The 12839-nt window shown below is 67.6% G+C and carries 9 protein-coding genes and 1 pseudogene; 7 read left to right on the top strand and 3 right to left on the bottom strand.

What is annotated here, in order from left to right:
* Window positions 1-904 precede the first annotated feature (904 nt).
* Window positions 905-1498 carry a hypothetical protein gene (locus ACWC2T_RS42440; protein WP_450675637.1) on the bottom strand — a complete coding sequence of 198 codons (594 nt, stop codon included), beginning with the start codon at window positions 1496-1498 and terminating at the stop codon, window positions 905-907.
* A 672-nt stretch (window positions 1499-2170) separates the two neighbouring features.
* On the opposite strand from ACWC2T_RS42440, the pseudogene ACWC2T_RS42435 reads away from it, so the two are divergent.
* A pseudogene (locus ACWC2T_RS42435) lies at window positions 2171-2926 on the top strand (transposase family protein).
* Here ACWC2T_RS42435 and ACWC2T_RS42430 read toward each other — a convergent pair.
* Window positions 2885-3757 (bottom strand): alpha/beta fold hydrolase, encoded by an 873-nt coding sequence (locus ACWC2T_RS42430; protein ID WP_450675636.1) that lies wholly within the window; start codon window positions 3755-3757, stop codon window positions 2885-2887. The pseudogene ACWC2T_RS42435 and the gene ACWC2T_RS42430 overlap by 42 nt on opposite strands.
* 61 nt (window positions 3758-3818) lie before the next feature.
* Here ACWC2T_RS42430 and ACWC2T_RS42425 point away from each other — a divergent pair, with 61 nt between their 5' ends.
* Complete coding sequence (locus ACWC2T_RS42425) at window positions 3819-4295, top strand: MarR family winged helix-turn-helix transcriptional regulator (protein ID WP_450675635.1); 477 nt, start codon at window positions 3819-3821, stop codon at window positions 4293-4295.
* 33 nt (window positions 4296-4328) lie between these two features.
* Here ACWC2T_RS42425 and ACWC2T_RS42420 read toward each other — a convergent pair whose 3' ends face one another.
* The gene (locus ACWC2T_RS42420) at window positions 4329-5021 is read right to left on the bottom strand and encodes a hypothetical protein (RefSeq protein ID WP_450675634.1); all 693 of its coding nucleotides are present in this window, start codon (window positions 5019-5021) and stop codon (window positions 4329-4331) included.
* A 1852-nt stretch (window positions 5022-6873) separates the two neighbouring features.
* Here ACWC2T_RS42420 and ACWC2T_RS42415 point away from each other — a divergent pair.
* The 5 genes from ACWC2T_RS42415 to iolE all read left to right on the top strand — a co-directional run bounded on the left by ACWC2T_RS42415 (window position 6874) and on the right by iolE (window position 12837).
* Window positions 6874-8295, top strand: a complete 1422-nt coding sequence (locus ACWC2T_RS42415; RefSeq protein WP_450675633.1) for a glycoside hydrolase family 15 protein — start codon at window positions 6874-6876, stop codon at window positions 8293-8295.
* Window positions 8296-8370: 75 nt separating this feature from the next.
* Entirely contained in the window at window positions 8371-10296 is a 1926-nt protein-coding gene (locus ACWC2T_RS42410) for a GMC family oxidoreductase (RefSeq protein WP_450675632.1), read from the top strand.
* A complete protein-coding gene (locus ACWC2T_RS42405) occupies window positions 10293-11405 on the top strand; it encodes a ferritin-like domain-containing protein (protein ID WP_450675631.1) in 1113 nt (370 codons plus the stop codon). Before ACWC2T_RS42410 ends, ACWC2T_RS42405 begins: the two co-directional genes overlap by 4 nt.
* Window positions 11402-11926 carry a hypothetical protein gene (locus ACWC2T_RS42400; RefSeq protein WP_450675630.1) on the top strand — a complete coding sequence of 175 codons (525 nt, stop codon included), beginning with the start codon at window positions 11402-11404 and terminating at the stop codon, window positions 11924-11926. The genes ACWC2T_RS42405 and ACWC2T_RS42400 overlap by 4 nt, the downstream gene beginning before the upstream one ends.
* Window positions 11923-12837 carry a myo-inosose-2 dehydratase gene (gene iolE / locus ACWC2T_RS42395; protein WP_450675629.1) on the top strand — a complete coding sequence of 305 codons (915 nt, stop codon included), beginning with the start codon at window positions 11923-11925 and terminating at the stop codon, window positions 12835-12837. Before ACWC2T_RS42400 ends, iolE begins: the two co-directional genes overlap by 4 nt.
* The last annotated feature ends 2 nt before the right edge of the window (window positions 12838-12839 follow it).

The raw sequence follows: 12839 nt of genomic DNA, 5'->3' as shown, positions 1-12839 counted from the left end.
TCACAGCATGGACATGCCCAGTAAGTGGTCGACCTGGCGATCAGTACCACGATCGAGCGATCACGAACCGAGAAAGATCGGACTTAACGTCCACTTAAATGAAGAACGGCAGGGCAAGCACACGTAATGCCGGTTCGGAGTCCCCCCACGAAAGCACATCGCACCAGTATCGCAAGGCCACTTTGCCCATCCCAGCGATTTGGGAGCGACGCGAACTGGGGCCCTTTGGCAGCTGGAAGGCTGTCTATGCCAACGAGCTGTCCAGGAGGCCCTGTTGCGGCATTTTTGCGCCGTCGACGAGTCGGAGACCAGCTCGGCCACCGTCACGTGTGACTGCCTGCTCAACGGTTCGGGAACGCGGGCGACCACGGAGTGCGTGAGCGCCGCCTGCCCCGTCCTCAGAGACCTCGGCGGCCCAGTCGCGGAACTCATCCCACCGGTCGCACACCGCCTGCGGATCGGCTGCGAAGCGGCCGTGTCTCTTCTGTGCAGAACCTCGGGGAAAGGGAAATCACCTACAGCAGTGCTGGCCCCCCAACCCATCCTGGTCCACCCCGACGGCACCTTCGTCTTTCTCGACCAGGCCCACCGATCCGCCGCTGGGAGCCCGCCCCCAGCACGTCCCGCGCCCCCGGGCCGCCGTGCCCTACGCCCTGGTGACAGCCTTGGCCATCGTCGGCCTGTAGCACTTCCAGGACCCCGGTGCCTCTCCCAAACGACATACGGATCGCTACTTCGCACCCTGGGTCAGAGGTGGGAGACGAAGGCCAGCGCCTCCAGCAAGGTCCGGATGGGCAAGTGGGCCTTCGCCGGATGCCGCAGCCTCCCGTCCATGGAGGGTGTAGTGCGTGCGCCGTCTGTTTCGCTCCCGGCTGAGGTAACCGGCACTGGCGGAGGACTGTGGTCAGTGGCCGCCGCTCGGGGGCTCGCAGCCGGTGCCGTCGGGGTAGCCGCCGAAGGCATCCGCCTTGGTGGAGTAACTGCTCATCGTGCCCTCGACACACCAGGGAGAGGCGCCGATGTCGATGAGGAAGCCGACTCCGGTGGACCCGTCCTGGTACGTCTGCACCTTTCCGGCGGAGTAGCCGAGCCTGGTGAGCGCGTTGCGGACCCTGTCCGGGGCGAAGTCGCCGCGTCGGCGCAGCGGTTCGAGTGCGCTCTTGATATGTCCGACGGCGGTGAGTCCGTCGCAGCGGCTCTGGCCGTGGAGCGGGACGGGAACTCTGAATCCGTGGTTTTCGGCGTAGTGGTCGGTCGGCGGCGCGGTTGCGCTGGGGGTAGTGGCGGCCGTGGGCGCCGTCGGCTTGAGGCTCTCACCCGGGCAGGGGAAGTCTGCTGGTGTACTCGGCGTCGTTATGCCGGTCGGCGTTGGATGCGAACGCCGGTATGCGTCGGCGGTGTCCCCTGCCTGCTGCGTTCCGCAACCCGCCGCCAGCAGGACCGTCGCCGCCAACGGCAGCATCCCGAGCCGGGCTCTTGTCTTTCTCGGCGTCGTCATCCCCCGATCTTTCCCCGCAGCTCGGTGGGCGTCATGAGTACTTTTACTCATTGGGCCACAACACCCGGTCGGCCTTCGGCGGCGCACCACGAGGCTTCGGTGTCCCAGATGACTGGCGACGTGACAACCGGCGCCGGAGTTCCTTTCCAGGGGTCCGCAGCACATCCCGCCAGCCGTCTCCGACCGGCCGGATCTCGGCATAGGCCGCGTCTACCATCAAGGTCGAGCAACTCCTCCTTACCCACGATGTAGCCGTACAGCTGCATAGGCCCAAATGCCCAGCGCGTGCGCCGGGCCCCATCTGTGGGGCCGTCTTTGTACATCCCGGGGATGAGCACTGCTCTGGGTTACAGGCGGGGGCTGACGACCGGGCCGGCCGCCGCCAGCTAACGTCGGCCGGACCGCACGGGCAGCGGCCGAAAAGGGGCAGCGCGAGGGAGGTCCGGCGTGACTTTCAAAGCTGGGCGGGCTTACGCCTGGTGGAGGAGCTCGGAGTCGGGCGAGCACTGGATGCGGACCATGACACCCAACGGTCCTAGGGACGGGCGGGCAGTTACTGAGCTCGTTCAGCGTGGCCACTGATCGGGTGACGGTATCGATGTCCGAAACGCACGAGGCCCGTGCCGGTGGGGGAGGTGTTCGAAGTCTCAACCCACAGGCACAGGAGCAGAGGTGGCTCCGTATTTTGCCGCACGCGACCTGCCTCACGCCCTGGTCGAGTGGATCGCCATGTTCATCGTCACGCGCGAAGGTGACCGCCGCTGCAAGCTCCCAGCGCACCAGCGTGCCTTGGTCGGCCTGGTGTACCTGCGCCGGCACGGCACCCTCGCCCGGCCCGCCGCCAAGTTCGGCATATCCGTCGGCACCGCCCGCGCGTACACGACAGCCGTCGTCCACCTGCTCACCGATGCTCGCCGACCGCGCCCCCGGCCTGCTGCGCCCTGCGCGAGGCGAATCCGGACTACGTCCTCCTCGACGGCACCCTGGCGGAGTGTGACCGGGTCGGCGACAGCCAGGCTGACTTCTCCCACAAGCACCGCCGACACGGGGTAAACATGCAGGTGGTGACCTACCCGGTCGGGCGGTTGCTGTGGATCTCGCCGACGATGCCCGGCCGCGCACCATCTCATCGCGGCCTGCACCCCACCGCATCATCCGTCTCTGCGAACACAGGGCGTCCCGGCGCCTGCCGACGCCTCCCACATGCGCGCTGGCCCATGGGTGACGACACCCCACAGGCGCCCGCCGGGACGCGACCTCGCGCCGACGCGGCAGACCGTCAACCGAGCGTCTGCCACAGCACGGACGTCGGCCGAACGCGGCGTCGCACGGCTGAAGTCGTGGCGGATCTTCCGCGGGTCCCGGTGGAGTCCGGATCGAATGTCGTCAGTCTCTGCGGCTGTCCTCACTCTGGAGCGGCAGCGCTGAAAGAGCTCGCTGGTCCAGGCTGTGGAGGAAGTCGGTGACGATTCGGGTGTACTCCTCGGGGCGATCGAAGTTGGGGAAGTGCGCTGCGTCGTTGATCACGGCCGTTCGGCCTCGTGGTGCCGTACGGGCGATGAACTCGGCCATGGCTCGTAGCTCGGGTGCGTCCTGCGCGCCGTTGAGGGCGAGCAGGGGGACGGTGATCTGGCTGGCCCGGGCGCCGAGATCCTCGACCGGGACGTGGTGATCGGGTTCGCCGGGAGTGTGCTTGCTGATGGTTCGCTGGCGCATCTGGCGCAGGCGGGTGTAGATCTCGGGCCGGACGGCGTCCCGCGGTCGATCGGGGCCGTGCACCCAGGCGTCGCTCGCGTCGTGCCAGGCCTCGATGTCACCGGCGGCCAGAGCCTGGTACTGCGCGGCCTGGGCTTGCCGGGACCACGGCTCGGTGAACTCTCGTTCATCCGTGCCGCCGCCGGAGATGACCAGGGCCCGGACCAGCTCGGGGTGTTCCAGCGCGGTCCCCACGGCGATCACCGCGCCCATGGAGACGCCGACGAGGACGGCAGGGCCGGCGCCCAGGTGGCTCAGCAGCCCGGCGAGGTCGTCGGCCTGGCGGAATGGGCGGCTCGCGTTGGCGGACTCACCGTGACCGCGGGCGTCGGGTGCGATGACGCGGAAGTCCTCCGCGAAGGCCGGGATGTGCTGGTCCCACATGGTGTGGTCGAGGAAACCCGCGTGCAGCAGCACGACTAGGAGGCCTGTGCCGCCGGTGTCGCGATAGGCGAGCTCGCCGTCGGAGGACGCGAAGAAACGAAGTTCGGAAGCTGCATTCATGACAACTAAGTTGTCATGAATCGGGGGAGATGACAACTCGATTGTCATCTATGATCGGCGTGTGAGTGATGCAGAACGCCCGCTGGATCCCGACGACGCGGGACCGCGGCTGATGGAGGTCTTCGCCCTCGTGGGACCGCTCTACCGGCGGGTCTATCGGAAGATCGAACAGGACGCCCCGCGGCAGGGAATGTCAGTGGGGGTGCGCGCGGTGCTCGATCTGCTGCGTGAGCACGGATCGATGACGGTTCCCCAAATGGGTCGAGCGCAGGCGATCAGCCGTCAGTTCGTCCAGCGGATGGTCAACGACGCCGCGACGGACGGGCTGGTGGAAGCCGTGCCGAACCCGGCGCATGCTCGATCCTCGCTGATCCGCCTGACCGAAGCTGGGCGCACGGCAATCGAGGCCGTCGTCGCCAGGGAACACGCGCTGCTGCGCGAGGCGGCGGACGATCTCACCACCGCGGATGTGGACGCATGCGTCCGAGTGCTCAGCCGGATGCTCGCCCTCTTCGACGACCTCGACGTCAGCAGCTGACCAACGGTTCGGTTCGAGTGTGTCGACAGTTCCTCAGCTCGGCCCAGCGGCCGCGACCTCGATTTGCCCGGCGCGTCGAACCGGATCCGCGCCGAGCGCCGACTCCACGCGGCCTTCTCCAACTGGGCCGGGCCGTCGCCGCCCGGCCGCAAGGGGCTGAGAGCATGCTGGCGCGCCGCGGCGACGGTCGGCACGACACATTGGCCCAGTGCTGTCGTTTCTCTGGTTCTGGCTCACCCCTGGATGCCAGGCGGGACACAGGCTTTGCCGGGGTTCGCCTGCTGCAGGTCTCCGGGATTCGCTCGTGAACGTGACGCTGGCGGTCGGCAGCCCGTGACCGACCACGTCGCCGACCGTGACGGTGAGGCGGTCCGCGGGCAGGTAGCGGACGGCGATATTCGGGTGCTGGGCCCGGTCCCGGGAGTGGAGCATGGCTTCTTGGAGGGCGATGGCGATGCGCCGTTCACGGGCGTGGGCCTGCCGCAGTTCCTCGTTCAGCTGCTGCAGTTGCCGCGCCCACGCGTACAGCTCGGCGTCAAAGTCCGCTTCTGGCCGGGGCTGACCGACGGCAGGTGCGCGCGGGATTGGGATGTTGTACTTCTGAAAGGCCATTTGATCTGTCTGGCGGGAAGACAGGGCACGGTGCAGCGAGACTTTCAGCGTTGCCACCCCTTCGGCCTCCGGGTCGGCGGGGTTGTCGGGGAAGGCGTCGCAGAGGTATTGCACCGAGCAACTCGGCCTGGCTCACTGCAGTCTGGACTGGCGCGGTAGGAGCGGCGGTGCCCGCTGAGCAACTCGGTGGGGTAGGGGGCTCTGAGATCACACACCGGATGATATGTGTGATCCGGGCTCCTGCCCCAATCAGCCGTAGGAGGGCGTTCGGAGGTTGATGAGCGGGGCAATGGGATTGAGATGGGCTTTGGTTCCGCTGGGGCAATGTCCGCGGACGCTGTTCCACCGGCTTGTCCGAGGCAAGTTGACCGATTGCCTTACTGAACCGTTCGGTTAGCTTCCTTTTTCGGGTCAGTTCTGTCTCTTCCTGGTCCTTTTCGCTTGTGTGCTGCACGGGGTTGTGCGTTTAGAAAAGGCTGGCCACGGCCAGGGCCGAGCACGGCACCGATGGTCAGCAGCCAGCGAACCCACTCCTGCCTTCGCTGGCGAGATCGTACTTACCTGATCAAAATCGGACAAGCGCGGAATGCTCGGGGACAGGAGTTCATGAGCAGAACATTCAGACGACAGAGAAGCCGCTGAAGCGCAGCGGATTCACTCCGGTCCAGACCATTCTGATCGCGCGTACCGTCGAACTGCCCGCTGCGGCCACGGCGCTGCCGGACTCCTCCGACGTCCCGCACAAGGAACTCCGCCGCCTACCGCCAGTAGCGAGGTCGCGCGCCGGCCAGGACCCCGCACGCGGTCAGTCTCGGCACCGCGACCGGGAGGCGGCGTACCCCGCGCGGGTCCGGCACCTGGCTCGGACTGGTACAGGGGAGACGTCAAGGCCGTCGCGGCGGTGCGCTTCAGCACTTGCACCGGAGCCGAAATGCGATCATTGGGAAACGGGAGGGGGGGAGACACTTACGGGCACCATGGGGATTCGACGCACAGATATGCAACACTGAGGTGCACCCGATTACTCCAACCTCATGCGCAACATTGGAATTTCCTATTGCGGCGCCTACCCGGTCGGCTGTAGCCTGCGGTACGCAAAGATAAGGGTACGTCAAGTGGCATACCTATCGCGTGACACGGTCACGTCTCAGACGCTTCAAGATTGCTCTAGGCCGGTCAGTGAAATGCTGCCATGGGACCTGCTACCGGAGAGTCTCTGAATCGCGCGCTTCTGAGAAAACGGGGGACGGGGGGCGGGGGAATGTATTCCCTATTAACGCGATTATGGGAATGGTGTCGACTCGGGCACCTGATCCAGAGTGTCATCATCCGCCTGACGGCGTTGTCGTACGCCACTCTCCTCGCCGTATCTCCAGGGCGAAAACATGAGTCCGAGGTGATCGGTTTGCCTGCCCTGCCTGGCAGGCGTGTGGCACCGCCGGAGTCCCGCGGTGCTGCGCGCCGCCTGGAAAGTTGGGTACAGGCCCGGGTTCTGATGTCCTATCAGGCGACCGCATCGCGTCTGGTAAAGGGAAGTCCCGTGACTGCCCGGGCATCCTGCCGACCATCCACGCGCGTGGCTCACGAGATGCCTGCCGGACCCGTGCGGCCGCCAGGATGCGGCGATGGGCAGGTCGTGCCCCAGGTCGACGGGGGCGACGGGAACGCGCCCGCGGCCAACTCGGCGATCTCGACGGTTCCCGCGCATCGTTGGCGACGCGGCAGTGGTCAGCGCGCCAGGAGTGACCAGCAGCAGCGATACCAAGCCGCAGCCTGACCATCCAAGTCCAGAGGAACAATCTGCACGCTCTTGCCCCGTCCATCCGGCTTGCTCGCGCCGGAATCCCACGCACCCGTAGCGGCAGCCCATGGACGCACGCGGATCCAAGCCTTCCATCCGCGTGACCAGGGCGCCGACCGTCGGCCGGATCCGATGGATCCGCTCGCAAGATAACGGAGTTCAGCAATGTCCGAATCCACCACGCCCGACATGCGCGCCCGCACCAACCGGCCGACCGACGCCTCCCGGGTGCGGGCGAGCGTTCAGACCTCTCTTGCCCCGGGAGCGGTCGATCTGCCGTCACTCGTGCCGATCATGTTTACGTTCATGTTCCGGAACATCGCGAGCGACGGCTTCGTCTACAGCGACCCTCAGTCGCCGGGCGACATCTCCCGCGACTCGAAGCCGGGATGCATCATCGCCGCCCCGTCCTTCCCGGCCCTGACCCCGGGCATCGACGAGGACTACGTCTTCAACTGGGTGCGGGACGGGGCCATCACGGCCATGGAGGTGGCGAAGGCCGACCTGCCCGTGAGCCCGGGCGGGACGGTGCAGACACTCAACGACTACGTGCAGTTCGCCGACCTCTGCCACTCCAACGCCCAGCCGACCAAGGGACACGCCTGCTTCAACATCGCCGGCGACGCCCGCCCGTGGACCGAGCAGAACGACGGTCCGGCCCTGCAGACGATCACCATCCTGGCCGCCTACGACCAGCTCGACCTCGGTACCCAGAAGCGAGCGGTCGACCTGGTGAACTCGAACGTGGCCTTCCTTCTCGGCGTCTACAAGGACGCCACCACGAACCTGTGGGAGGAACACAGCGGGTACAGCTTCTTCGCACGGTCCGCCCAACTGCGCTGCTTCGAGGAGATCAAAGCCTCGAAAATCGTCGGTATCGACAAGCCGACCGGGCTGCGGCCCGCCATCGACTGGCTGCGCGAGGCCCTCGCAGGCCACTGGGACGGCAGCAAGTACGTGAGCATGATGGCCGACCCCGGTAACGGGGCCCAGCCATCGCCCCAGAATCCCGTCGTCAGCGGGTACGACCCGAACATCGACATCGTCCAGGCTGCCGTCTACGGCGCCGTTCCCGTCATCGACACCAAGCTGCTGGCCACGGCGGCACAGCTGCGCTCGCAGTGGGAAGAGGGCGGCATCGCCTTCTACCCGATCAACAAGTCGGACAAGGAACAGTACGGTATCGGGCCGATGTTCGGCCGCTACCCGGGCGACGTCTACGACGGCGACACCGCGCACCCGGTCCTCGGCGGCCACCCCTGGGCCCTGTGCACGTGCAACGTCGCCGAGCTGCACTACAAGCTGGCCGCCGAGATCAAGTCGAGCGGCAAGGTCCCCGTGGACGACCTGTCCACGCCCTTCTTCGCCCAGTCCGGCATCGACGCGTCGACGGCGCCGGCGGAAGCAGCCGCGGCCCTGACGACCACCGGTGACGCCATGGTGATGGCCGTCGTCTACCACAGCGACCACTTGGAGCTCTCCGAGCAGTTCGACGGCACCACCGGCTACCAGCGCAGTGTTCGCAACCTGACGTGGAGCTACGCCGCTTACCTGTCCGCCATGCGAGCCCGGGCCGAGGCCGTGTGACCGTGGCCGACCGACTCGAATCCCGGCCGCCACGCCGGTCCCGGCTGCGCCTGGCAGAGGAGGGGTGACTGCCCCATGTATGCGAACTTCCCTCACGGGGCGGCGAAGCGCACCGACCCCGCGGCGGCGGCCGAGGAGCTCTACGACGCCGTCATCGTCGGCGGCGGGATCTCCGGAGCCCTCATCGCCTCACGGCTGAGCGCTGCCGGCAGGAGAGTGCTGATACTCGAAGCGGGCCCGGCCGAGGACCTCACTCTGAGGGGCTACGAGAGCTACCTCGACCGGTTCTACTCGGCTGTCAGCAAGGACAACCAGGCCCCCTACCCGGCCGTCGCCAACGCCCCGATGCCCCGCGGCACCGACGCACGGCGCATCACCCCGGGTACGCCCGACGCCTCGGCCTACATCGTGCAGAGCGGGCCCCTCGCCACCGACACCACCTATACGAGGGTCCTCGGCGGCACCACCATGCACTGGGAAGGCAAGACGCTGCGGATGCTCCCCGAGGACTTCCGGATGCGCACGCTCTACGGCGAGGGAGCCGACTGGCCGCTCGCCTACGAGGACCTCTCCCCGTACTACAACGAGGCCGAGCGCGAGATCGGCGTCTCCGCCGACGTGGAGGACCAGGCCTACCTCGGGATCACCTTCGACGAGGGCTACGTGTTCCCCATGAAGGGGCTGCCCCTGTCCTACCTGGACCGGATGGTCGCCAAGGACCTCGACGGGATGCCGGTCGAACTGGATGGGGAACAGCGGGAGTTGCGGGTCCGGCCGTTCCCGCAGGGGCGGAACGGCATACCGAACCCGGCCTACGACGGCGGGAAGGGGTATGTGCCGCAAGGGGCGGTGAGTACGTACCAGGTCGAGGTCGGTGAACGGTGCCAGGGCAACAACAACTGCGTGCCCATCTGCCCGGTGCAGGCGAAATACAACGCCGGTAAGACCCTCGCTGTGGCCCTCCAGAGCGGCCGGGTCGACCTGGTGGCCCAGGCGGTGGCGTACAAGGTGCACGTCGACGAGCACACACGCCGGGTCACCGAGATCGAGTACCGCCGCTACGACCGGCCCGACAGCCCCGGTTTCACCACCATGAGGGCCCGCGGCCGGCTGTTCGTCCTGGCCGCCAACGCGGTGGAGAACCCCCGGCTGATGCTGGCCTCCGGCCTGCGCAGTTCGAGCGGCCTGATGGGGCGGAACTTCATGGACCACGCCTACCTGCTGGCGTGGGGCCTGCTGCCCGAGGTGGCCGGCACCTTCCGTGGCACGAACTGCACGGGCGGCATCACCGACCTTCGCGGGGGCCGCTTCCGCCGCCGCCAGGCGGCGTTCAGCGTCGACATCCACAACGACGGCTGGGGCTGGGCCCGAGGGGCTCCGATGACCGACCTGATCGACCTGGTGGACGCCGGTGGCCGTTACGGCGAGTCCCTCCGCCAGGGCCTGGTGGACCGGGTGTCCCGCCAGCTTCAGCTGGCGTTCATGGTCGAGGTCCCCGCCAACCCGAGCAACCGGGTCACCGTGAGCCCCGACTTCACCGACGAGCTGGGGAACATGCGGCCCATCCTCACGTACGACATCCCCGACTACACCATGCGGGGGGTGGCGTACGCCCGGCAGCTGTCGAAACGGATCTTCGCCCGCCTGGGGGCCGAGGACCACACCGCGTACGACCCGAACTTCTGGGGCTACGCCGTCCACGACGGCGAGGGGTACGAGATCCGCGGAGGCAACCATCTCGCCGGCACCCACGTGATGGGCCGCGACCCGTCGACCTCGGTGGTCAACGCGGATCAGCGGTGCTGGGACCACGAGAACCTCTACCTGGTCGGCGGGGGAAGCATGCCCACCGTGGGCACGTCGAACGTGACGCTCACCGTCGCCGCCCTGTGCCTGCGCAGCAGCCGGGCCATGCTGGCCCAGCTCGACGCCGAGACCGCACCGATCGACGTCATCTCGGCCGGCGCCATCCAGCGCCGATCTCAGGAGGTGACCCCGTGACCGCATCGACCATCGAGAACCGTGACGACCTGATCAGCTACCTGCACGCGGCGATGGCGCTCGAGCACGCGACCATCCCCCCGTACCTGACCGCGTACTACTCCATACGCTCCACCACCAACTCCGACGCCGCCCACATCATCCGGGTGGCCGCGGTGGAGGAGATGCTGCACCTGACCCTCGTCGCCAACGTCCTGAACGCCATCGGCGGGAAGCCCGATCTGACCCGCCCCGGCTTCGTGCCGTCCTACCCGGCCCATCTGCCCGACGGGGAGGACGACTTCACCGTCGACCTGCGGCCCTTCTCCCCCGAGGCGGTGGAGACGTTCTGCAAGATCGAGCGGCCGGGCCGCGCCCCCAGCGCCGGCGAACGGCTGGTGAAGACATCGGACAGCGGGAGTCGCCTCCTGGTCTCCAGCCCCACGGCCGAGGGGATGCACTTCTACAGCATCGGCGAGTTCTACGAAGAGATCACCGAAGGACTCGAGAAGGTGGCGGCCGACGACCCGAAGCTCTTCTGCGGGAATCCAGCCCTGCAGGTGGGACCCGAGTACTTCTACTCCGGCGGCGGGGCGATGATCGTCGTCTCCGACCTCGACTCGGCCCAGCGGGCGCTCCGCTTCATCGCCGCCCAGGGCGAGGGCCTCGATTCAGGCATATACGACGCGGACGGGGAGCTGGCCCACTACTACCGGTTCCGGCAGCTGCAACTCGGGCGCTACTACCAGGTGGGCGACCACCCCGATGCACCTTCGGGGCCTGCGCTGAGCATCTCCTGGGACGATGTGTACAAGGTGAAGGTGAGTGCCCGGCTGGCCGATTACCCGGCGGGATCGGAGCTCGCCCGTGTCGCCCGGGACTTCAACGCCGACTACGGAGCCTTCCTCGCCCTGCTCACCAAGGCGTTCAACGGGCAGCCGGGCCTCTTGCAGGAGGCCGTCTGCGAGATGTTCCGCCTGCGCGACGGGTTCAACCGGCTGGTGCGCAACCCCCTGCCGGGCAGCGACGGCCTGCACGCCGCTCCCACCTTCGAGATCCCGGCCGCGGTCGGGTCCGATCCGCAGGCCTCGCCGGGTGCCGGCGAGACAACCCAGGCGGTGACGCGATGACCGCGCCGTCGTTCGAGGAGTTCATGGTCCTGTCGGTCGACCTCACCGCTTTCGAGGAGACCGATCTGCTCGGCACCGGCATGGCCCACACATATCTGGCGAAGGTGCGGGCCGCCTGCGGCGACGACGTCGTCACCGCCCTCCTGGACGCCCACCGGGCAGCCCGGGCCGACGCGGCCGGTGACGCCGGAAGCCATGCCCGGACCCCCCTCGACCGGGATCTGTTCGACCGGGCCCTGCGCCACCGGATCTTCGGCGACGACCGGCTCGGCCCGGTGGCCCGCAATGTGATCAAGCTCTGGTACGCCGGGATGTGGTACGCGCTGCCACCTGAGTGGATCGACCGCTACGGGGCCCAAACAGCGGCCGAAACCTCCACGGTTACCGCCGCCTCCTACCAGGAGGGGCTGCTGTGGCGGGCCATCGGGGCCAATCCTCCAGGTGCCAAGGCACCCGGATACGGCTCCTGGGCTCAGCCACCCCGCATCGCGGACCGCTACCTGAAAGGGGCGACAGGATGACAGATCTGGCTGACGGCCTCAGCCCGGACAAGGTGAAGCTCGGCGTCTGCTGCACCCTGTGGTGGAACGACGACTTCCCTACCATCGACGCCGGTATCTCCTTCGGCCAGGCCGTGAGCGAGATGGCGCTCGCCGGCTTCCAGGGCTGCAGTATCGGGCACAAGTACCCCTCGGACGCTGCCGAGCTCAAGGCCGCCCTCGATCTCCGCGGTCTGCAGGTGTCGGAGCCCTGGACGAGTACGTACTTCACGATCGGTAAGATGCGGCAGAAGACGATCGCCGCTTTCGAGGAGACGCTGGCCCATGTCAAGGCGCTCGGCGGAACCGAGCTGGTCGTGGCCGAGTTCGGTGGTTCGTCGCACCTGCTTCCCGTGGACGTGTTCGCCAATCGCCCGGTTTTCACCAACGCCCAGTGGGACGCCCTGACATCGGGCCTGGACGAGCTCGGCAAGATTGCCGGCTCGGCAGGGATGAAGCTCAGCTACCACCACCACATGGGCACCGGCGTCATGACCCGGGCCGACATCGACCGGCTGATGGCTTCGACCGACCCGGACCTGGTCCACCTCCTGCTCGACACCGGCCACATGGCCTTCGCCGGCGACGATCCGCTGGACCTGGCCCGGGCCTACGCCGACCGCATCGGCCACGTCCACATGAAGAGCATCCGGCCCGAGGTCGTGAGCCGGGTGCGGGAAGAAGGCCTGTCGTTCCAGGAGGGCGTCGAGCTCGGCGTCTTCACCGTGCCTGGAGACGGCGCGATCGACTTCCGTCCCATCCTCGAAGCGCTGGCCGACGCCGATTACCGGGGGTGGCTGGTCGTGGAAGCCGAGCAGGACCCGAACAAGGCCGTCCCGCTCGAGTACGCCAAGAAGGCCCGCGCCTACCTCGCCGACATCCTGGGCTGGTGACG

The organism is Streptomyces sp. NPDC001393, from assembly GCF_053597455.1.
This window is presented reverse-complemented; position numbering and strand designations above follow the sequence as displayed.